Genomic DNA, 19,784 nt, shown 5'->3' with positions numbered 1-19,784 from the left:
CCGGCCTAGGCTTCGGCCCGTTTCTCCAGCCGGCTGCCGCGCGGCAGGGTGACGGCCATGATGGTGCTGGGTATGTCCAGCTCGATGCGGTGCCATCGCCCGCGCGGGACGATGGCAGCGGTTCCGGCCGTCAGCCGGATCTCTTCCTCCTCTTGCCCCGGCCGCTCCGGACGGAGGTAGAGGCGCATCTTCCCGATGAGGCAGGACACGACCTCCTCGGCTTCGGGATGGACCTCCCAGTGGTCGGCGTGCACGTCGGCGTCGGTCTTCGCATGGAAGGCCCTCAGCTGCCAGCCGTCCCGGTCGGCGTCCACCGGTCTTCTCCCCGCGTGGATCCTGCCGCCTCGGTGAAGGTGGATAGAGGACGCGAAGAGATCGAGCGGGGTGACCGTCATGCCGAGACGTCCTTCCTGCGGTGGTTGTTCATCTGACGGGTCGTGGCATCGGGCCGGCCTGGCCTGCCGCGACGACCTCACCCGGCCAGGGCACGGCGCAGGGTGGCGCCGAGCTCGGCGATCTGCCGCTGCGACACCTCGGCGGACAGGATCGCCTGCGAGCCGTGGAAGGTGCCGGGCCACTGGTGCAGCTCGACCGACACGCCCGCCTGCAGCAGGCGCAGCGCGTAGCCGATGCCTTCGTCGCGGTTCGGACAGAACTCCGCGGTGGCGATGTAGGCGGGTGGCAGGTTGGACAGATCGGCCGCCCGAGCCGGGGCGGCGTACGGCGTTGCAGGCGCGGAACCCAGGTAGTGCCTCCACAGTTGGGCTGCCTTGTCGCGATTCATCCAGGGCGTATCGGTGAAGTGCCGCGCCGACCACGTCTCCTGCCGGTCGTCGAGGCCGGGCTGGTTGAGAAGCTGGAAACGGATCGGCGGCCCCTGCTGGTCGCGCGCCCGCAACGCCACCGCGGCCGCGAGGTTCGCGCCGGCACTGTGGCCTCCGATCGCGATCCGCCCCGGGTCGATGTCGAGCTCGGCCGCGTGCTGAGCCGTCCAGGCCAGCACGGCGTAGACGTCGTCCAGGGCGGCCGGGAACGGATGCTCGGGGGCCAGGCGGTAGCCCACCGAGATCACCACCGCACCGGAGCCGTCCGCCAGCCGTGCGGCCCACGGATGCTCGGTGTCCAGGTCGCCCATGACGAATCCGCCGCCGTGCAGCCAGATGACGGTGCCTTGTGCGAGGTGCGGGCGGTAGATCCGCACCGCCACATCCGGATCGGCGGGCACCGTGCGGTCCTCGATCTCCATTCCCGAGGTGTCCGGTGCCGACACCGCGGCGGCCAACTCGGCGAGGTTCTTGCGCGCGGTGACCGGGTCGGTCAGATCGGCCCGGGGGAACAACGGGATGAATGCTTCCAGTTCGGGATCCATGCCGACCATCCTCAAGGTCGTCACCCCTGAGATCATCCGCCATCCGTCGGGCATCCGGCCCCGATCACGCATCGATCGGCGCTCATCCTCCTGCCGGAGAGGACCTATCCTCCTGCCATGGAGGCACTGGCCGAACGGCTGTCGCACCTGGACTCACAAGCCGGGGGCGTGATCCGGGTCGTCATGTTCTACGACACGCTGATGCGCCGGCGGGTGGATCTTCCGGCGCTCGCCCGAGCCTCGGCGGGCCTGGCCGAGTGCGTGGCAGGGATCCGGCTCCACGGCACGGGGCGGTCGATCCGCTTCTCACCCGACGGCAGGCAGACGTCCGCCCCGCCGTCCCCCGCGTCCAGCACGGCGCCGATCACGCTCGACGAGGAGGAGATCGGCACGGTGTGGCTGGAACGCCCCGGCCCGCCGAGCCCGCTCGACGAAGTGCTGCTGGACCGGCTCGCCATCGCCGCCGGGGCGGTCGTCGAACGGTACGGCCCGGCCCGCACCACCATGGCCGATCCCGCCCTGATCGAACTGGTGATCAGCTCCGACAGCGACGAGGCGGCCAGAGCCCGGGCGCTACAGCTTCTGGGCTTCGCCGCCGACCTGCCGGTCCGCGTCGTCGCCGTGCGGTCGCGGCTTCCACTCGACCAGATCGGCGGCCTGGTCTGCCCGGCTCGCCTGGTGAAGGCGGCACCGATCGCCGACGCGGGCGTCATCCTGGCCACCACCGTGGACCCGGCCCGGTTTCCGGCAGGCGTACGCGCGGGCATCGGCGCCGCCGACAGCCCCGACCGGTCGTGGCGGGAAGCCCGCACCGCCCTCCGCTTCACCACCCCACGCCAGCCGGTCGTCCACTACGACAGCCTGGGCGCGATAGCGCTGCTCGCACAGATCCCCCAGGACGCCGCACGCGACAACACCGACGTGGCCGCGATCACCCGGATGGCCGGCAACCCGGAAGACCTGGAGACCCTGGACGCCTACTGCGTCACCGGCTCCCTACGCCGCGCCGCCGACCTCCTCCACCTGCACCACAGCAGCGTCGCCCGCCGCATCGAACAGCTCGGAAGGACCCTGGGCATCGATCTCACCGAGCCCACCGGACTGACACGGGCCAGGCTCGCCCTCACCGCATGGCGGCTGCTCGACGGCTGAGGAGGATCCGCCGCGCGGGGTCACCTCACCTCGGCGGGGACCCGTTCATCGCCCAGAGACTCCTCCGACCTCTTGTTCCGGGTCAGGTGGACGTAGGCCACCGCGCCCAGGAACAGAACGATCGACGTCCACTGGTTCAGCCGCATCCCGAGGATCTCGTTGGCCGGGTCGACGCGCAGGCCCTCGATCCAGAACCGGCCCGCGGTGTAGCCCGCCACATACAGGGCGAAGAGCCGGCCGTGCCGCAGCGCGAAACGACTGCCGATCCAGATCAGTGCCAGCGCCAGGCCCAGGTTCCACAGCGACTCGTAGAGGAACGTGGGGTGATAGGTGGTGACGCCCGGCACGGTCCCCGGGCGGCCCGCATCGATGACCAGGCCCCAGGGCAGGTCGGTCGGACCGCCGAACAGCTCCTGGTTGAAATAGTTGCACCACCGGCCGATGGCCTGACCGATGGCGACGGCCGGGGCCACGGTGTCGGCGACCGCGCTCAAGGAGATGCCCCGGCGGCGGCAGGCGATCCACACGCCCACCCCGCCCAGGGCGATGGCACCCCAGACGCCCAGACCGCGCCAGCCCGGTCCGGAGTCGCTCCAGATCAGGACCGCGTCGATCGGCCGGTGGGGGGCGTCAGGCCCGAAGTACAGCTGCCAGTCGGTGATGACGTGGTACAGCCGCGCACCCACGATGCCGAACGGGAGCCCCCACGTCACCAGGTCCAGCATGGTTCCCGGCGCCCCGCCGCGATTCCGCCAGCGGCGCTCGGCGATGACGACGGCCACCACGACACCGAGCATGATGCAGACCGTGTAGCCGCGGATGGGCAACGGCCCCAAATACCAGACCCCTTCGGAGGGACTGGGAATGCTGGCAAGTGACATGGCAGGAAATCTAGTGCAGCCCGTCACGGTCACACATCCCACCGAAGTTCATACTTCACACGCCTCCGCCGCCCCGTACATACGCTGAGGAGAGTCCTCCGCGAGCACTCCCATGCCGCTTGGGCCGCATGGACGTGATTTCCGGCAGGCGCACAGGAGGGTCCCGCCGAGGGCGGGTGCGGACGGGCCGTGGTCAGCCCCTGAGGTAGGTCAGGACAGCGAGCACCCGACGGTGCCGGGCGTCGTCGGGCGGCAGGCCGAGCTTGGCGAAGACATTGCCGATGTGCTTTTCCACCGTGCTGGCGGAGACCACCAGGCGCTCGGCGATGGCCGTGTTGGAATGACCCTCGGCCATCAGCGCCAGGAGCTGCCGTTCACGCGTGGTCAGCGCATCCAGGGCGTTGTCCCGGCGCTGGCCGGCCAGCAACTGCGCAACGACCTGCGGGTCGAGCACCGTCGCGCCCCGGGCGACCCGATCCAGGGCATCCAGGAACTCCTCGACCCTGGCGACCCGGTTCTTCAGCAGGTAGCCGACCGCACCGGCGCCGTCCATGAGCAGATCACCGGCGTAGGACGCCTCCACATACTGACTGAGCACCAGCATGGGGGCCCCAGGCAGTTGCGAGCGGGCCGTGATCGCCGCGCGCAAGCCCTCGTCCGTGTAGGTCGGCGGCATCCGCACATCGACGATCGACACGTCCGGGCGGTGTCTGAGCACCGCCTCGACCAGGGCCGGGCCGTCACCGACCGCGGCCACCACGTGGTGACCGTCCTCGGAGAGCAGACGGACCAGACCCTCGCGCAGCAGTACCGCATCGTCGGCCAGGACGATGCGCAGCGGACCGCGCACCGCGCGCTCCGGTGGCGGTTCGGGCACTGCTTCGTGCGGGTTCAGCAGCACGGCAGTTCCGCGGTGATCGTCGTCGGGCCGCCGTAGGGACTGGTGAGCCGCAGCCGGCCGCCGGCCGCGTGCAGCCGGTCTTCCAGCCCACGCAACCCGTGTCCCTTGTCCAGCGCGGCGCCGCCCACTCCGTCGTCCGCCACCCAGACTCGCAAGCTTCCCCCACCGTGGCGCAGTCCGATCGCACACCGGTCGGCGCGACTGTGCTTGGCCACGTTGGTCAGCGCCTCGGCGATCACGAAGTACGCGGCCGTCTCGACGGCAGCGTCCAGCCGGCGACTCAGGGGGTCGGCGTCGATCTCAACGGGCACGGTCGAGCGCGCGGCCAGGGCGGTGAACGCCGCGCGCAGGCCGCGGTCGACGAGGATCGGCGGGGCGATGCCACGCGACAGGGCCCGTAGCTCGTCCAGCGCCTCCTCGGTTTGGACGAGCGCGTCGGCGAGCGCCGCGCGGACGACCTCCGGCCTGCTGTCGAAGTGGTGCTGGGCGCGGCCCAGTTCCATCGCCAGGCGGACCAGCCGCTGCTGGGGCCCGTCGTGGATGTCGCGCTCGAGCCGGCGCAGCGCGGTCGCCTCGGCCGTCACCGCGGCGACGGTCTGCGCGCGGGCGGTGTCCCGCTCCTGCTCCAGTCCGCTGATCCTGCGGTGCAACGCGGACGCGTCAGACAGCAGCGTCTGCCCCAGTCCGGCCTGGGCGGCGACGCACGCCCGGGTCATCAGCGGCAAGGTGAGCAACAGCAGCAGGCCGACCGCGGTCCCGAAGGCGAGCCGCTCGGTCGGCGACATCAGCCCCAGGCTCAAGGCGATGTGGGACTCGGCGCTGCCCACGGTCAGGGTCATGGGCCGCATCTGCTCAGCGGACGAGTAAAGGTTGCGCAGGGCGGACGTGCTGCCGCCGAGGCCGACGAACCACCACAGCACCGTCACCACCGAAGTGACCAGAGCGACGGGGAGCACCACCACCGCGTGCGCCACGCCGAGCCACAACCCCGGGTCGGACGCGGCGGCCGTCTCCTTCGGTCTCCGCCACCGGCCCACGCCCCCCGCCCCGGCGGCCGACGCACGCACCTTGGCGATCCGCCACCGTTCCACATCGGCGAACCACCGCACCGGCGTCAAACCGCCGGCCACGACCGGCGACCCGCCCGGCACCAGCGAGCCGACCGCTGCGATGCACAGACCGGCGAATACCAGCAGCAGGCCGGCGGCGGCGGTCAACGGCGCGGTGAGCAGGTACAGCGACTCCACGATCGTGCGGCATCCCGTGCGGAAGGCGAGCCTGACGCCCGGCCGCCACCGGTGCCAGACCGCGGAGGGGAACGATCCGGTCATGGCCCCAGCCTAATTCGGAGCCCCGGGGCGAGCCCGGACAGCCGAACCGTGGACATCGACCGCCACGGGACCGGGCCGGCGACGGCCTGGGACCAGATCCACCCTCGGCTCACCACCGCTCGGCTGGATCGACCACGACGGAGAATCCCCATCGAGGCCCGCCCGCTCCGCCCCGAGAGGTGGGGCAGGCCCCACCCCCGAGTGTCGGGCGTACCCCGGTGACCGGGCGCCCGCCGGTGCGGAATGGTGATCGGGATGCCAACGGCGTCACAACCCGTCGGCGCGCGCGGACAATCCCCGGCACGGCCTGCCGCACCGGTCCCTCGACCGGCGAACCCGCAGGTCGGCGCGCCGTCTCCGCATTCGATCGAACCGAAGGAACCTCCTTGCACAGTCCCACAGCCCCATCGCGATCCGCAGGTGTCTCCGGTCGTGTGCCCGCCGTGCTCGTCGGCCTCGCCGCCGCCCTCGCCGCCGCCTTCGTCGTCGCCCCGCGCACGCTGGCGGCGAGCGGGCCGGGCGGCGGCTTCGCCGATCAGCGCGACCTCATCGAGGCCCTCCGCGAGGCGTTCGTCGAGTATTGGAATTCCGGCGGTCGGGATCTCTCTCCGAGCTTGAAGAAGGTCGTCGACTACTGGGTCCGTTACCACGTGGCCAAGGCCGTGATCGCCGCGATCCTGCTGACCGTGCTCGTCGCACTCGGCGTCCTTGTCTGGAAGGCATTCCTGAGGGTCGGCGGTCTCGGCGCGGGACGGAGGGCCGCCCTCGCGTCGGCCGGCGTTCTCGTCACGGTGCTCGCGTTGTGCTCGTTGCTGCTGGTGATGGCCAACGTTCAGGGCACGGTAGCGCCCTTCGCCTCGCTGCTGTCGCTGCTGACGGTCGGCGCGGCCGACGGAGAGCTCGCCGATACGCTCGACCAGATCAGGCAGCGACTGGCTGCGTCTCTGAGCGCGGGAGACCAGACCCCGCCCGCCCTCGAGATGATGATCGGCGACTTCGCCCGGTATCACGTGGTGCTGGCCGGGGCCGCTGCGGTCGTGTCGGTCGTCCTCATCGGCGTGAGCGCCGTGTCGTGGAAGAAGTTCGCGAGAACGGGGTCGTCCGACAGGCGGACGAGGCGCGTGCTGGGATCGTTCGGTGTTCTCTCGGCGTTGTCGTCGCTGTTCATGATCGTTATCGGTGTGGCGAACACGAGCAGCGCGGCAGACTCGGCGCCGGCGCTCCTGGCCTTCTTCGAAGGCGGATGGTGACGCACCTCGTGGGCGATCGGCTTCACGCTCTCCAGCGAGAACGCCTGCACCGATCCGGAAGCCATCGTAGGGCGCTTGACCCGGTCGATTCCACGACTGCGACGGCGACGCTTTCAGGGAACGGCCCCGCAGGCCGACTGTCGGGGCTGAAGGCATTCAGGACGGTCGGCTCGGGTGACGGACGGGCCCAGCGCGATGCCGACGGGCTGGCCGGCAGACGCAATCCGCTCCTGACGCCGGGCGTCGCTCTCGGCGGAACCGGGGGACGGCTTCGTCAAGCCGTCAGGCCGCCCGGCCGGCCAGGTCCAGAACCGCGTCCACCAGTTCGGGGCCGTCCAGGAAGACGCGGTCGTTGTGGCCCGCGCCCGCGATCTCGACGCTGCTGACCGGCCCCTGTGCCGCCTCGGCCACCGCCCGGCTCAGGCGGGCGGGCACGATCGTGTCGCGGGAGCCGAAGACGACCGTCGTGGGCACGCGCACGTTCGCCAGATGCCCGGTCACCGGGAAGCGGTCCCACAGCAGGGGGCGCACCGGCAGGAAGGGATAGTTCACCTGACCGGCGTCGGCCAGGTCGGTGAAAGGAGAGCGCAGCAGCAGCGCCGCGGGAGGGTGCTCGGTGGCCAGTTCCGTGACCACGGCCGCGCCCAGGCTCTCCCCGAAGTAGATCAGGGCGTCGCCGGAGCGGGCCAGGTGCTCTCGCGCGGCCCGGACGTCCAGGGCCAGCCCGGCCTCGCTGGGCCGGCCGGGGTTGCCGCCGTATCCCCGGTAGTCCATGAGCAGCACCGGCAACCCTCGGGCGGCCAGGGCGCGGGCGAGCGGCGCCCGGTGCGCGCGGTTGCCCGCGTTGCCGCCCGCGACGAGCACCGACACGCCTCGCGCGGGCCCGGTGGCGGGGACGTACCAGGCGCCCAGGCGCAGGCCGTCGGCGGTGGTGAGGGTGACGTCGCGCGCCCCGGGCAGGACCGTGGCGGCGGGCGGAACCGGGGAGCGGTCGGGCAGGTAGATCAGACTGCGCTGGAACAGCCAGGCCAGGCCGACCACCAGGAGCGCGAGCACGAGCAGGGCCAGCGCGCCCCGCGTGATCCAGACGAGCATCATCGACCTCCCCGCCGCCCACGGTACGGGGCGTCCCCCGCCGCATCCACAGCCTGCCCGTCATGCCGCAGACATCGACGGGGGATCGCAACCGGATCGCCGGGATGGGCCTCGCGGGTGTCGACGAGCACGGAGCGGAGGCGGTCGCCGGAGCGGCCTCCGTCGAGGGTGGGCAGGGGCGGCGGGTGGGGAAACCGTCGTTCCTCTCCTCCTGGCGCACGGCGGTTGACTCAACGGTCAGATCGTCGGGCATGCGAAGCGCCCCGCTTGGCGAGGAGCGGCTCAGCGGGCCGGGCTCAGCAGCACGGGCAGATCGTCTTTGAGGCTCAGCACGAGGTCCGGGTCGTCATGGGCCTTGGCCAGCAGCGCGAGTCCTTGCAGATGGGCGAGCACGCGCGTGGCCGCCGCGTTCGGGTCGACCGTTGGTTCGATCTCGCCACGACCTCTGGCCTCACTGATCGCATCGGCGAAATAGCGCGTCCACGCCTGCAGGATGCGCACGAGACGGGCACGGATGTCACCTTGGCGGGCAGCCAGTTCGGCGGTGAGGTTTCCCAGCGGGCAGCCGGGAGTGATGTCCATCTGCCGGCGCGTCAGCGTCAGCATCCGCACGAAGCCGTCGACGAACCGGTCGATGCGCGTCAGCGGGGCCACGTCGTCGGCGAACGCCTCGTCCAGCACCGTGCTCATCATCGCCCAGTTGAGTTCCAGCACGGCGGCGCCGAGGGCGTCCTTGGAGGGGAAGAAGTGGTACAGGCTGCCCTTGTGGACGCCGGCGGCCCGGCAGACGTCGTCGATGCTGACCGCCGACAGCGACGCGCCGTGGACGAGGTCGCGGGCCACCGCGACGATGCGTTCTCGGGTGTCGCCCGGCATGACCGCTCTCCTCACTTGACCGAACGGTCAAAAGTTAGCCCTGCTTGACCGTTCAGTCAAGTGAGGGATAGCGTGCGCGACCATGATGCGCAGGTGGACGGTGCCGATGGTGCTCGCCGTTTCCGGTCTGGTCGTGGCGGCCCGGCAGATCGCCGGCGGGTCACCGGGCGCGGCCGCCGTCTGGTCGCTGGCTTTCCTGCTGCTGGCCGGGGCGCTCTCGCCGTGGGCGTTCCCGGCATCGGTCACCGACGCGGAGGCGCGGCGCCGCAGCGCGGCCGACGGCCGCCCGATCGTCTACTGGCGGCCGGGCTGCCGGTACTGCCTGCGGCTGCGGATCCGGCTGGGCCGGGACGCCCGCCGGGTGCACTGGGTCGACATCTGGCGCGACCCGGACGGCGCCGCGGCGGTGCGGGCCGCCACCGGAGGTGATGAGACGGTGCCGACCGTGCTGCTCGCCGGTGTGCCGCACGTCAACCCCGACCCCGCGTGGCTGCGTCGGCAGCTGCCGTGACGCGTGGCCGCGTGACTCAAGCCCTGTGTGATGGGTTTCGAAGCGGCACAGGACCCTGTGCGGATCAGAGGACGGTCTGCGTCCGCTGCACCAGGGCCTGGCGCAGACCTCGGAGCGGGTGCGGCTGGCCGCACGCGGTAAGACCGGCACGCTCCGGGTGAGGCTGTTCCCGGCCAACATCCAGGAGCTGCGCCGCTACTGGGAGACCTTCCGCGCCCGGCTGCTGGTTCGACCGCTGCGTCCCGGAGCTCACCCCCGAAGGCCGGTTGATCGATCGCACCGCCACCGTGAACAACATCGAGGAAATCTTCATGCACACGGTCCCGGGCGAGGCCGTCACCCTCTTCCCGGTCCACGTGAGCTGGTACTTTCCCCGTCCTGACATCGTCTATCCGCCCGTCAAGGACATGGACGCGTTGCCGTACGGGCTGGTGCGGGAGCCGTACGGCTCGGCTGGTGCGCCCGAAGAGGGAGCGCCGGCGTTGCGTTCCCGCTGCTTGGTCGTCTGGCCGGCGCGCGCCACGGGTGGCGATCCCGCCCTCCGGGACGGCCGGCGAGATCATCGGGGCCCTCTGCCTGGCCGGCCGTCGAGCCGACCATGCGGTGCCGCGTCAGCGGCCACGTCAGGACGGCAACGGCCCGGTATCAGAGCGGTCGGCGATGGTGGAGGCCATGAACGGTTCAGCCATCGCGGCCTCAAGGCCGGGTGAGATCTCCTCGGGCGACCCGGCCCGAGCAATCTCGATAACTCGGGCACCAACGGGACCGCGGTCCGCCATCCGTCCGTTCACCTGGATTTCGTAACAGATTCGAAGGAGCACGCCACCATGTCCACCCTTGCCGACCAGGACACGACCACCCCGCAGACCGGGCAGGCTCGCCCGGAGCTGCAGAAGGCCATCCAGGAGATCGTCGATTCCGGTTTCGCCGGGGTGCAGCTCCGCGTGCACGATGAGCGGGGCGAGTGGGCCGGCAGCGCCGGGGTGCGCAAGCTGGGCGAGACCGCCGAGCCGGCGACGAACGGCCACTTCCGGATCGGCAGCAACACCAAGACCTTCGTCGCGACCCTGGTGCTGCAACTGGTGGCCGACGGCGAGGTCGGGCTGGACGCCCCGGCGGACGACTACCTGCCCGAGTTCGGCCTGGACCGGCGGATCACGGTGCGGATGCTGCTGCAGCACACGAGCGGGTTGTTCAACTTCACCGGCGAGTACTACCCCGACGGGACGTCCGCGCCGGGGATCCCCTGGCAGGGCCAGGAATACGTGGACAGTCTGTCCCACACCTACCAGCCGGAGGAGCTGGTACGGCTGGCGTTGTCCAAGCCGGTGCGGTTCGAGCCGGGGACCGACTGGAGCTACTCCAACACCAACTACGTGCTGGCCAAGTTGCTGATCGAGAAGGTCACCGGCCGCCCGCTCGCCGAGGAGATGCAGCGGCGGATCTTGGGCCCGCTCGGGCTGTCGGGCACCGTGGTGCCGGGCGCCTCGCCGGAGATCCCCGAGCCCCACGCCCACGGCTACTACCGGTACGAGGACGCCGGCCAGTGGAAGGTGGTCGACGTCACCCGCATGAGCCCCTCCTGGATCTCCGCCGCCGGTGACATGATCTCGACCACCGAGGATCTCCACACGTTCATCGCCGCGCTGGTGGGTGGCGAGCTCATTCCGGCCCCGCTGCTGGCGGAGATGTGCACGCCGTACCCCAGGATCGGCTACGGCCTGGGGGTGTTCGTGCAGGAGACGGACTGCGGCGGCACCGTCATCACCCACAACGGCGGCTTCTTCGGCTGGGGGGCGCTGATGTACAGCACGCCCGACGGCAGTAGGACCCTGACCGCCTCGCTGACCACCGGGGACGCCGCGCTCGACTTCGCCGCCACGGCCGAGGCGTTCCAGAAGGCCCAGCAGAGGCTCGTCGACATGGTGTTCTGCGGCGGGCGGGCCGGATCGGCTGACGAGGCGGCCGAACCGACCCGGCCGACGGGCTGAGCACCCCGGACCCGTACGCCTTGAAGACGGACCCCTTGCGGTCGTGCCTCAGGCGGAGCGCGAACCGGGCCGGGCAGACGCAACCGTTCGACGAACCCGGCATCGGGCCCGCGAAGGAGCGTCCAACCGCGAACGCCTCCGCCGCGCTCCTGACGCCGATGTCACGTGAGGTTCTGCGCCGGTTACGGCTGCTCGTCGGGCCGGATGCCGTCCCCCGGCCGAACCGCCCGGGGCCTTCAGCGGAAGGAGCGGCGGTAGGCGGCCGGGGTGGTGCGCAGGGCGGTGTGGAAGCGGCGGCGGAGGTTGACCGCCGAGGAGAGACCGACGCGGGTGGCGATGGTCTCGATGGGCAGATCGGTCTCCTCCAGCAGGGCGCGGCTGGCGGCCAGGCGGCGTTCCAGCAGCCAGCGGGCGGGCGGGACGCCGAGCTGGTCGGTGAACTGGCGGGTGAGGGTGCGGGGGGAGACGCCCGCGTAGGCGGCCATGTCCTCGACGGTGGTCTGGTCGGGCAGGCGCGAGAGGAGCCATTCGAGCAGGGGGGCCAGGGAGTCTGGCATGGGGCCGGCGGTGGGGAGGGGAGGGTACTGGCGCTGGCAGCCCTCGCGGTGCGGACCGGCGGCGAGCTGGCGGCCGATGCGCATGGCGTGGGCCGCGCCGTACTCCTGGAGGACCTGGTGAAGGCAGAGGTCGAGGGTGGCGGCCGAGGCTCCGGCGGTGGCGACGTCGCCGTGATCGACGTAGATGACGGTGTTGTCGGGGATGACGCGGGGGTGGCGGGCGGCGAGTTCGCCGGAGAGTTCCCAGTGGACGGAGGTGCGGCGGCCGTCCAGGAGGCCCAGGGCGGCGGGGATGAAGATTCCGGCGCAGACGGCGACGATGCGGGCGCCTCGGGCATGGGCCTGGGACACCGCGTGGAGTACGGCGGGCGAGGGGGTGAGGGTCCAGCCCGCGATGACCACGGTGTCGGCGTCGTCGAGGGCTTCGAGGCCGCTGTCCGCCTGGATGGGGACGCCGAGGGTGGTGGGGAGGGAGCCGGGGTGCTCGGCGCACAGGCTGAAGCTGTAGTGCTGGGGGATGTCGGGGCCGTGGTAGCCGAAGACGGCTGAGGCGGAGGTGACCGGGTAGAGCTCCTGGTTCGGGGCGACCAAGGCGACCACGCGGTGCGGGTGGGATGGCGCCGGAGGCGTTTCTGGACAATCCAGGGGCATGGCGCAAATGTACCTAATGATGTCATTTGGGACACCGGTGCTCTGATCTGGAAAAATCCAGAATTGGGGCTCATGTGGACGAGGAACTTCACCCTCTATTTCGGGGCCCGCACGATCTCGCTGCTCGGTGACGCGATGATGCCCGTCGCCTCGGCGCTGGCGATCGGGAAAGTCTACGGGGTCGCGGGCGTCGGCTACGTGCTCGCGCTCTGGACCGCGTCGGCTGTGCTGGTCATGTTGTTCGGCGGAGTCGTCGCCGACCGGGTCGGCGCCCGGCGCCTGATGATCGGCGCGGACGTGGTCAGAGTCGTCACCCAGGCGGTCGTGGCCGTCGCCTTCCTGGACGGTGCTCCGCCGTACGCCCTGTTGCTGGCGACGGCGTTCTTGTCGGGCATGGCCGCCGGGATGTTCGAACCGGGCGTCAACGGCATGGTCTCCCTGGTCGCCGAAGATCCGCAGCGGGCCAACGCGACGCTGAAGATCGCCGAGGCGGTCACCCATCTGGCGGGACCCGCACTGGCCGGAGTCCTCATCGTCGTCGCCGGGCCGGTCTTCGTCTACACGGTGGACGCCGCGACGTTCCTGGTCAGCGGAGTGTGCCTGCTGCTGGTCCGGGTCGCCGTACCCAGGCCGGAGCCCTCCGACGTGCTGAGCGACCTGCGCAGGGGCTGGGAGGAGTTCAAGGCCAGGAGCTGGATGTGGTCGGTCATCCTGGTCTGGGTGTTCTGGGGCGTTCTGGTGGTCGGGCCGTACGTGCCTCTGTCGTCGCAGGTCATCGGGGCCGACTACGGCTGGGTGATGACGGCGCTCGGCCTCGGCACTGTGCTGGGCGGGCTGGTGGCGATCAGGCTCAGGCCGCGCAGGCCCCTGGCGGCCGGGGCGGTGGCATTGAGCGGGTACGTGGCGGTGCCGCTGACGGTCGCGCTCGGGCTGCCGCTGCCGCTGCTGATGACCGGGCACCTGCTCGGAGGGTGCGCGTTGGCGTTCTGGTCGGTGATGTGGTCGACCAGCGTGCAGACGCAGGTCGCGCCGGACGTGGTGAACCGGGTCAACGCCTACCAGGTGGCCGGGTCGGTCGCGGGCATGGCGGCCGGGCAGGCGCTGGCCGGTCCGGTCACCGCGCTGGTCGAACCGCGCGCCTTCATGCTGGGGTCGGCCCTGGTGACGGTCGGCGTGGTGGCGGCGCTGCTGTTGATCCAGCCGGTCAGGCGGCTGGGCCGGGAACCCCAGGAGACCGGAGGCCGGTCGATCCCGGTCCCGGTCAGCTTGTCGACGTAGTCGGTCATCGTCTGCGGCTGGACGCAGGCGGCGGACGATCACCGGTCTCCGGCTCGCGCGGAGCCCGTCTGGTCCGAGAAACCGAAGGGCGGACGGGGGGTGAGTGAGAGGGCGCCTGGGACTCGAACCCGGAACCTGCGGATGAGAAGTCGATTCGATCGATGACGCCTACGGTCACGCCCTGCCACCTGACGACACCCTGCCCTCGGCTCATACTGTAGGTTCGTATGAAAAGTATGAAAAATACGAACGAGTGCACATGGAGTCGAGTTGGCGCCACCACCACCAGGGAAGCTCGCAGGGACGGCGAAAGTCGGGGATCGCGGCCAGATCGTCATCCCGAAGGACATGCGGGACATGTTCGGGATCGTTCCTGGAGACACGCTGCTGCTGCTGGCGGACGTAACACGCGGCATCGCGGTGCTGCGCAACGACGACTTCGTCCACCTCGCCGAGACCGTGCTCGACGCGCAGAAGGACCGGAGCGACGATGCGTGAAGATGTCGTACCGACCACAGCGGAGAATCACCGGCGAGGCCGTGCGCCATGGCATCTGTGGGTCGTCGGGCTGTTCATGCTCGCGCTCTACATCGGCGGCGCGCGGGACTACGTGCTCACGCTCACGCTGAACCCGGACTATCTGGCCGCTCAGGGCTACGCGGAGCCTCAGATCGGCTACTTCACCGACTATCCGTTCGGGCTCGGCGTCCTGTGGACCCTCAACGTGGCCGGAGGTCTCGCCTCGGCGACGGCTTCGATCCTGCGCTCCCGCTGGGCGGTGCCGCTGGCTCTGATAACCGCGCTGGCCCAGTTGGTGCTGCTGATCCTCACGTTCGCCTTCCGGGACCGGTGGGACATCCTCGGACCGTCGATGAGCCTGTTCGACATCGGCGTCGGTGTCTTGTCCCTCGCGTTCTGGTGGTACTGCCGTGTGATGCTGAGTCGAACCGTTCTGCGGTGACGGGGCGGGAGGACGAACCGCTCCGGCTTCGCCGGAGGCGCCGGCGGGCGTTGCAGGCGGACGGCCTGGGGCGCATCCATCGCGTCCCCCCGCAGAATCCGGCGGGTGATCTCGCAGGTCTCGAAGTCCTCCTCGCCGTCCCGCCCGTCGCCGATCCGCCACCCCGCCAGCCATGACTTCGCGCCGCTCTCGGCTGCGCGCTCGATGATCCACGCCGCCTTCCATCCCCTTGTCCCGGTGGTTGCAGGGTGGCGCAGACCGTTCGTACGGCTCACAGAGATGATCGGCGATCGATCGTCGGCATGATCGGCGTCGAGGATGTCCCCAGGAGTGTCGAGATACGGCTTGACCTGGACGGATGAATGTCCGGCACTTGTAACGTCGGCCATTGATACGCCTGAAGTCAGGTCATTGATGCCTGGTGGCCTCTGTGAAACTTTCACAGGCGCGGACGGTGTGGCGCGGTCTCGCCTCGGACGAAATCGCAGGTCGGGCCGCTTTCCGACAGTAGCGCCGAGTTGGCAGGGATTGTCTCTCGTTGACACCGGGCCGAGCCATCGGATGTACTCCGCGACAACGCATTCCGGAGTCGGTCATGCGGCTCCGCACGATCTTATGTTAGCGCTAACAATTCGCGAGGCCGCACCTTCGACCAGTCAAGGAGCCCTGGATGCCCCCCTCATCCCCGGCGACCGCGCACAACAGACCGCTTGCCCGCCGGTTGGTAAGCCGAGGCGCCAATGCTTCCGCCCCGGCCCGCGGTTCAATGGACGCTCGTGCGAAGGCGCGGGTCGGGCCGCGTGACCCCGCGCGGAAGGCACGGCGGAAAGCAGCCCTGCACGGCGGCCCATGCCCGGCCGCCGCCCCCGCCTCGGTGCGCTCGTCCTTCACGGCGGCCCCACCGGCTCATGCGGCGCCGAGCACGACCGCCAAACAGTCGCGGCCTTACCAGAACGTCGACGGATGCGGCGGTTTCAGCGCGCCGACCGTCCACAACGTCAAGCCGCTCACCGGTCGTCCACCGGATCGCCGGGGGGATCGCGACCGACGGCCCGGCGTCGGTCTCCACCTTCCCCGGCGGGCGAGCCGTCATTTCCTGCCGGAACGCCGCCCGCTCACCGAGGAGAGGCCGGGTCACCACGGGCGAGGCCGACCGCGACGCGATGTCACTGGCAGATGGTCCACGGAGAACGCTGCCCGCCGCCAGAACACGATCTCCGGGGTGACTTCATGAGCGGAAGAATGTTATCGCTAACATTCCTCCTGAGCGGCGGCCTCTCCGCGCCGAGCAGCCATGCGTTGCAGAACGCGCAGGTCGTGCACGCCGACGACAACGGTGCGACCGGCAACCTCCGGAGGTTCCGGTGAGGTCCGTGCTCGCGGTTTTCTCGTCTCTGCTTCTCGTGGGCGTGTTCCTCACGGCCCAGGCGTCGGCCGCCACGGTCGACACCAGCGCCTGGTACGTGCTGGTCAACCGCAACAGCGGCAAGGCCCTGGACGTCTACAACCTGTCCACCGCCGACGGAGCCCGCATCACCCAGTGGAGCCGTAACAACGGCAACCAGCAGCAGTGGCAGTTCGTCGACTCCGGCGGCGGCCACTACCGGCTCAAGTCCCGCCACTCCGGAAAGGTCCTGGACGTCTACAACTTCTCGACCGCCAACGGCGGCTCCATCGTCCAGTGGGCCGACCACAACGGCGCCAACCAGCAGTGGCGCCTGGCCGACTCCGCCGACGGCTACCTCCGCCTGATCAACCGCAACAGCGGCAAGGCCCTGGAGGTCCAGAACGCTTCCACCGCCGACGGCGCCAACATCGTCCAGTACGACGACTGGGGCGGCGCCAACCAGCAGTGGCAACTCGTGAAGGTCGGCGGCGACCCCGATCCGGGTGACACCTACGCCAACCCGGTCGTCTGGCAGGACTTCGCCGACGGCGACATCATCCGGGTCGGGGACGCCTACTACTACTCGGCCTCGACGATGCACTACTCGCCGGGCGCGCCGATCCTGCGCTCCTACAACCTGGTCGACTGGGAGTACGCCGGGCATTCGGTCCCGAGGCTCGACTTCGACTCGGGCGCCTACGACCTCAACGGCGGCCGGGCGTACGTGAAGGGCATCTGGGCCTCGGCCCTGAACCACCGGCCCAGCAACAGCACCTACTACTGGATCGGCTGCGTCGAGTTCAACCGGACGTACGTCTACACCGCCTCCGCCGTCGACGGCACGTGGACCAAGCGCTCGCAGATCAACAACTGCTACTACGACGCCGGCCTGCTGATCGACACCGACGACACCATGTACGTCGCCTACGGCAACGGCACCATCAGCGTGGCGCAGCTCTCGGCCGACGGCCTCAGCCAGGTGCGCGCCCAGCAGGTGTTCCAGACCCCTTCGAGCGTCGGCACGTTGGAGGGCGCCCGCTTCTACAAGCGGGGCGGCTACTACTACGTCTGGCTCACTCGCCCGGCCAACGGCCAGTACGTGCTCCGCTCCACCTCCCCGTGGGGCCCGTACGAGATGCGCCGGGTCCTGCTCGACATGCCCGGCCCGATCTCCGGCGGCGGCGTCCCCCATCAGGGCGGGCTCGTGCAGACCCAGGCCGGAGACTGGTACTACATGTCGTTCGTCGACGCCTACCCCGGAGGCCGGGTCCCGGCACTCGCCCCGATCACCTGGACCGACGACTGGCCGACCGTCCAGACCGTGAACGGAGGCTGGGGCGTGAAGTACCCGCGGCCGAACATCCGGACCAACCGCACGGTGGTCTCGATGACCGGTCCGGACACCTTCACCTCGGGCAGCCTCGGTCACCGGTGGGAGTGGAACCACAACCCCGACACCGGCCGCTTCTCCACCGGCGACGGCCTGCGCCTGCAGACCGCCACGGTCACCGGTGACCTCTACAACGCCCGCAACACCCTGACCCACCGCATCCAGGGCCCGTCGTCGACCGCGACGATCGAGCTCGACTACTCCCAGATGGCCGACGGCGACCGCGCCGGGCTGGCGATGCTGCGCGACCAGTCGGCCTGGATCGGCGTCAGACGCGACAACGGCGTCAACCGGGTCGTGATGACCAGCGGCCTGACCATGAACAGCTCGTGGCAGACCACAGGCACCGGCACCGAACAGGCGGGCGCGAACATCTCCGGAGGCCGGATCTGGCTCAGGGCCAACGCCGACATCCGCCCGGGATCGGGCAGGCAGGCCCGCTTCTCCTACAGCACCGACGGGACGAACTTCGTCAGCCTCGGCCCGGCCTTCACGTTGAACAACGCCTGGCAGTTCTTCATGGGATACCGCTTCGGAATCTTCAACTACGCCACCCGGGCTCTCGGCGGCTCGGTGACCGTGCGCCGCTTCGACCTGACCACCCCTTGACCGCATCCGTCGCCCGGTCAGGGCGCGAAACACACCCCTCAACACAGAAAGGCATCCCGGCCGGCCCGCTGCGGGCGGCACAGCGACAAAGCCTTGATGGAATCGGAGTACGAAGTGAGAATCAGACCCCTGGCCATCCTCACGACCGCGGCCACGCTGCTCGTGAGCCTGCTCGTGGCCGCCCAGCCGGCGAACGCGGCCACCGTCGACACCAGCGCCTGGTACGTCCTGGTCAACCGCAACAGCGGCAAGGCCCTGGACGTCTACAACCTGGCGACCAACGACGGAGCCCGCATCACCCAGTGGAGCCGTAACAACGGCAACCAGCAGCAGTGGCAGTTCGTCGACTCCGGCGGCGGCCACTACCGGCTCAAGTCCCGCCATTCGGGCAAGGTGCTGGACGTCTACAACTTCTCGACCGCCAACGGCGGCTCGATCGTCCAGTGGGCCGACCTGAACGGCGCCAACCAGCAGTGGCGCCTGGCCGACTCCGCCGACGGCCACGTACGGCTGATCAACCGCAACAGCGGCAAGGCCCTGGAGGTGCAGGGAGGCTCCACCGCCGACGGCGCCAACATCGTCCAGTACGACGACTGGGGCGGCGCCAACCAGCAGTGGCAACTCGTGAAGGTCGGCGGCGACCCCGATCCGGGCGGCACGTGCGCTCTCCCGTCGACGTACCGCTGGACGTCGACGGGCCCGCTGGCGCAGCCGAGGTCGGGATGGGTCTCGCTCAAGGACTTCACCGTCGCCCCCTACAACGGCAGGCAGCTCGTCTACGCGACGACGCACGACACGGGGACGAGGTGGGGTTCGATGAACTTCGGCCTGTTCACCAACTGGTCGGAGATGGCCTCGGCCAGCCAGAACACGATGCCTTTCTCCGCCGTCGCGCCCACGCTCTTCTACTTCGCCCCGAAGAACGTCTGGGTGCTCGCCTACCAGTGGGGGAGGACCGCCTTCTCCTACCGGACGTCGAGCGACCCCGCCAACCCGAACGGCTGGTCATCGGAGCAGGTGCTCTTCTCCGGAAGCATCACCGGCTCCGGAACAGGCCCCATCGACCAGGCTCTCATCGGTGACGGCACGAACATGTACCTGTTCTTCGCCGGGGACAACGGCAAGATCTACCGGGCGAGCATGCCGATCGGGAACTTCCCGGGCAGTTTCGGTACGGCGTCGACGGTGGTCATGAGCGACACGACGAACAACCTGTTCGAAGCCGTCCAGGTCTACAAGCTCCAGGGCCAGAACCGCTATCTCATGATCGTCGAGGCGATCGGCTCGCAGGGCCGCTACTTCCGCTCGTTCACGGCCACCAGCCTGAACGGTTCGTGGACACCGCAGGCCGCGACCGAGGGCAATCCCTTCGCCGGCAAGGCCAACAGCGGCGCCACCTGGACCAACGACATCAGCCACGGCGAACTGATCCGCACCAGCCCCGATCAGACCATGACCGTCGATCCCTGCAATCTGCAGTTGCTCTACCAGGGACGCAGCCCCAACTCCGGCGGCGACTACGGCCTCCTGCCCTACCGGCCGGGTCTGCTGACACTGCAGCGCTGACGGCGTGACACGGAGCCGGCCCCGGACG

General features: G+C 70.0%; 19 protein-coding genes. 11 read left to right on the top strand and 8 right to left on the bottom strand.

Annotated elements, in window-relative coordinates; all coding sequences use genetic code 11:
- Positions 1-5: 5 nt before the first annotated feature.
- A complete protein-coding gene (locus HS041_RS02400) occupies positions 6-314 on the bottom strand; it encodes a cupin domain-containing protein (protein WP_307845136.1) in 309 nt (102 codons plus the stop codon).
- A gap of 158 nt (positions 315-472) precedes the next feature.
- Entirely contained in the window at positions 473-1,393 is a 921-nt protein-coding gene (locus HS041_RS02395) for an alpha/beta hydrolase (RefSeq protein WP_307845135.1), read from the bottom strand.
- A gap of 93 nt (positions 1,394-1,486) precedes the next feature.
- Between HS041_RS02395 and HS041_RS02390 the strand changes: the two genes are divergently transcribed.
- Positions 1,487-2,521 (top strand): PucR family transcriptional regulator, encoded by a 1,035-nt coding sequence (locus HS041_RS02390; RefSeq protein WP_196438877.1) that lies wholly within the window; start codon positions 1,487-1,489, stop codon positions 2,519-2,521.
- Positions 2,522-2,541: 20 nt separating this feature from the next.
- On the opposite strand, the gene lgt is transcribed toward HS041_RS02390, so the two are convergent.
- From lgt to HS041_RS02375, 3 genes are all read right to left on the bottom strand, one after another.
- Positions 2,542-3,402: a prolipoprotein diacylglyceryl transferase gene (lgt, locus tag HS041_RS02385; RefSeq protein WP_196438876.1), complete on the bottom strand. Its 861-nt coding sequence runs from the start codon at positions 3,400-3,402 to the stop codon at positions 2,542-2,544.
- A gap of 193 nt (positions 3,403-3,595) precedes the next feature.
- Complete coding sequence (locus tag HS041_RS02380) at positions 3,596-4,240, bottom strand: LuxR C-terminal-related transcriptional regulator (protein WP_196440729.1); 645 nt, start codon at positions 4,238-4,240, stop codon at positions 3,596-3,598.
- 53 nt (positions 4,241-4,293) lie between these two features.
- The gene (locus HS041_RS02375; protein WP_196438875.1) at positions 4,294-5,634 is read right to left on the bottom strand and encodes a sensor histidine kinase; all 1,341 of its coding nucleotides are present in this window, start codon (positions 5,632-5,634) and stop codon (positions 4,294-4,296) included.
- A 434-nt stretch (positions 5,635-6,068) separates the two neighbouring features.
- Between HS041_RS02375 and HS041_RS02370 the strand changes: the two genes are divergently transcribed.
- Positions 6,069-6,884, top strand: a complete 816-nt coding sequence (locus tag HS041_RS02370; RefSeq protein WP_196438874.1) for a hypothetical protein — start codon at positions 6,069-6,071, stop codon at positions 6,882-6,884.
- Positions 6,885-7,166: 282 nt separating this feature from the next.
- On the opposite strand, the gene HS041_RS02365 is transcribed toward HS041_RS02370, so the two are convergent.
- Positions 7,167-7,982, bottom strand: a complete 816-nt coding sequence (locus HS041_RS02365) for an alpha/beta hydrolase (RefSeq protein WP_196438873.1) — start codon at positions 7,980-7,982, stop codon at positions 7,167-7,169.
- A 279-nt stretch (positions 7,983-8,261) separates the two neighbouring features.
- Positions 8,262-8,855, bottom strand: a complete 594-nt coding sequence (locus HS041_RS02360; protein ID WP_196438872.1) for a TetR/AcrR family transcriptional regulator — start codon at positions 8,853-8,855, stop codon at positions 8,262-8,264.
- Positions 8,856-8,937: 82 nt separating this feature from the next.
- Between HS041_RS02360 and HS041_RS02355 the strand changes: the two genes are divergently transcribed.
- The 3 genes from HS041_RS02355 (at position 8,938) to HS041_RS02345 (ending at position 11,357) form a co-directional block, all read left to right on the top strand.
- Positions 8,938-9,366 carry a glutaredoxin domain-containing protein gene (locus HS041_RS02355; RefSeq protein ID WP_196438871.1) on the top strand — a complete coding sequence of 143 codons (429 nt, stop codon included), beginning with the start codon at positions 8,938-8,940 and terminating at the stop codon, positions 9,364-9,366.
- A 266-nt stretch (positions 9,367-9,632) separates the two neighbouring features.
- Positions 9,633-10,076 (top strand): hypothetical protein, encoded by a 444-nt coding sequence (locus HS041_RS02350; RefSeq protein ID WP_230878389.1) that lies wholly within the window; start codon positions 9,633-9,635, stop codon positions 10,074-10,076.
- A 117-nt stretch (positions 10,077-10,193) separates the two neighbouring features.
- Complete coding sequence (locus HS041_RS02345; RefSeq protein ID WP_196438869.1) at positions 10,194-11,357, top strand: serine hydrolase domain-containing protein; 1,164 nt, start codon at positions 10,194-10,196, stop codon at positions 11,355-11,357.
- Between the two features lie 236 nt (positions 11,358-11,593).
- Here HS041_RS02345 and HS041_RS02340 read toward each other — a convergent pair whose 3' ends face one another.
- Positions 11,594-12,514 (bottom strand): GlxA family transcriptional regulator, encoded by a 921-nt coding sequence (locus HS041_RS02340; protein WP_307845134.1) that lies wholly within the window; start codon positions 12,512-12,514, stop codon positions 11,594-11,596.
- A 123-nt stretch (positions 12,515-12,637) separates the two neighbouring features.
- On the opposite strand from HS041_RS02340, the gene HS041_RS02335 reads away from it, so the two are divergent.
- The 6 genes from HS041_RS02335 to HS041_RS02315 all read left to right on the top strand — a co-directional run bounded on the left by HS041_RS02335 (position 12,638) and on the right by HS041_RS02315 (position 19,756).
- The gene (locus HS041_RS02335) at positions 12,638-13,843 is read left to right on the top strand and encodes an MFS transporter (RefSeq protein WP_196438867.1); all 1,206 of its coding nucleotides are present in this window, start codon (positions 12,638-12,640) and stop codon (positions 13,841-13,843) included.
- 270 nt (positions 13,844-14,113) lie between these two features.
- Positions 14,114-14,341, top strand: coding sequence for an AbrB/MazE/SpoVT family DNA-binding domain-containing protein (locus HS041_RS39105; protein ID WP_196438866.1), 228 nt, complete (start codon positions 14,114-14,116; stop codon positions 14,339-14,341).
- The gene (locus tag HS041_RS02325) at positions 14,334-14,804 is read left to right on the top strand and encodes a hypothetical protein (RefSeq protein ID WP_196438865.1); all 471 of its coding nucleotides are present in this window, start codon (positions 14,334-14,336) and stop codon (positions 14,802-14,804) included. The genes HS041_RS39105 and HS041_RS02325 overlap by 8 nt, the downstream gene beginning before the upstream one ends.
- 1,242 nt (positions 14,805-16,046) lie before the next feature.
- Entirely contained in the window at positions 16,047-16,172 is a 126-nt protein-coding gene (locus HS041_RS39100) for a hypothetical protein (protein ID WP_255529536.1), read from the top strand.
- Between the two features lie 5 nt (positions 16,173-16,177).
- Entirely contained in the window at positions 16,178-18,190 is a 2,013-nt protein-coding gene (locus HS041_RS02320) for an RICIN domain-containing protein (protein WP_196438864.1), read from the top strand.
- 162 nt (positions 18,191-18,352) lie between these two features.
- Complete coding sequence (locus HS041_RS02315; protein WP_501224826.1) at positions 18,353-19,756, top strand: non-reducing end alpha-L-arabinofuranosidase family hydrolase; 1,404 nt, start codon at positions 18,353-18,355, stop codon at positions 19,754-19,756.
- Positions 19,757-19,784 lie beyond the last annotated feature (28 nt).

This window comes from Planomonospora sp. ID67723 (assembly GCF_015711605.1).
GTDB lineage: Bacteria > Actinomycetota > Actinomycetes > Streptosporangiales > Streptosporangiaceae > Planomonospora_A.
Note: the sequence above shows the minus strand (reverse complement) of the source record. Positions and strands in the feature narration are given on the sequence as shown.

Bases quoted from the DNA above. Each gene is read 5' to 3' on its own strand.
- HS041_RS39100 (WP_255529536.1), top strand. From the start codon at position 16,047: ATGTTATCGCTAACATTCCTCCTGAGCGGCGGCCTCTCCGCGCCGAGC.
- HS041_RS02375 (WP_196438875.1), bottom strand. From the start codon at position 5,634: ATGACCGGATCGTTCCCCTCCGCGGTCTGGCACCGGTGGCGGCCGGGC.
- HS041_RS02325 (WP_196438865.1), top strand. From the start codon at position 14,334: ATGCGTGAAGATGTCGTACCGACCACAGCGGAGAATCACCGGCGAGGC.
- HS041_RS02355 (WP_196438871.1), top strand. From the start codon at position 8,938: ATGATGCGCAGGTGGACGGTGCCGATGGTGCTCGCCGTTTCCGGTCTG.
- HS041_RS02365 (WP_196438873.1), bottom strand. From the start codon at position 7,982: ATGATGCTCGTCTGGATCACGCGGGGCGCGCTGGCCCTGCTCGTGCTC.
- HS041_RS02345 (WP_196438869.1), top strand. From the start codon at position 10,194: ATGTCCACCCTTGCCGACCAGGACACGACCACCCCGCAGACCGGGCAG.
- HS041_RS02335 (WP_196438867.1), top strand. From the start codon at position 12,638: ATGTGGACGAGGAACTTCACCCTCTATTTCGGGGCCCGCACGATCTCG.
- lgt (WP_196438876.1), bottom strand. From the start codon at position 3,402: ATGTCACTTGCCAGCATTCCCAGTCCCTCCGAAGGGGTCTGGTATTTG.
- HS041_RS02360 (WP_196438872.1), bottom strand. From the start codon at position 8,855: ATGCCGGGCGACACCCGAGAACGCATCGTCGCGGTGGCCCGCGACCTC.
- HS041_RS02390 (WP_196438877.1), top strand. From the start codon at position 1,487: ATGGAGGCACTGGCCGAACGGCTGTCGCACCTGGACTCACAAGCCGGG.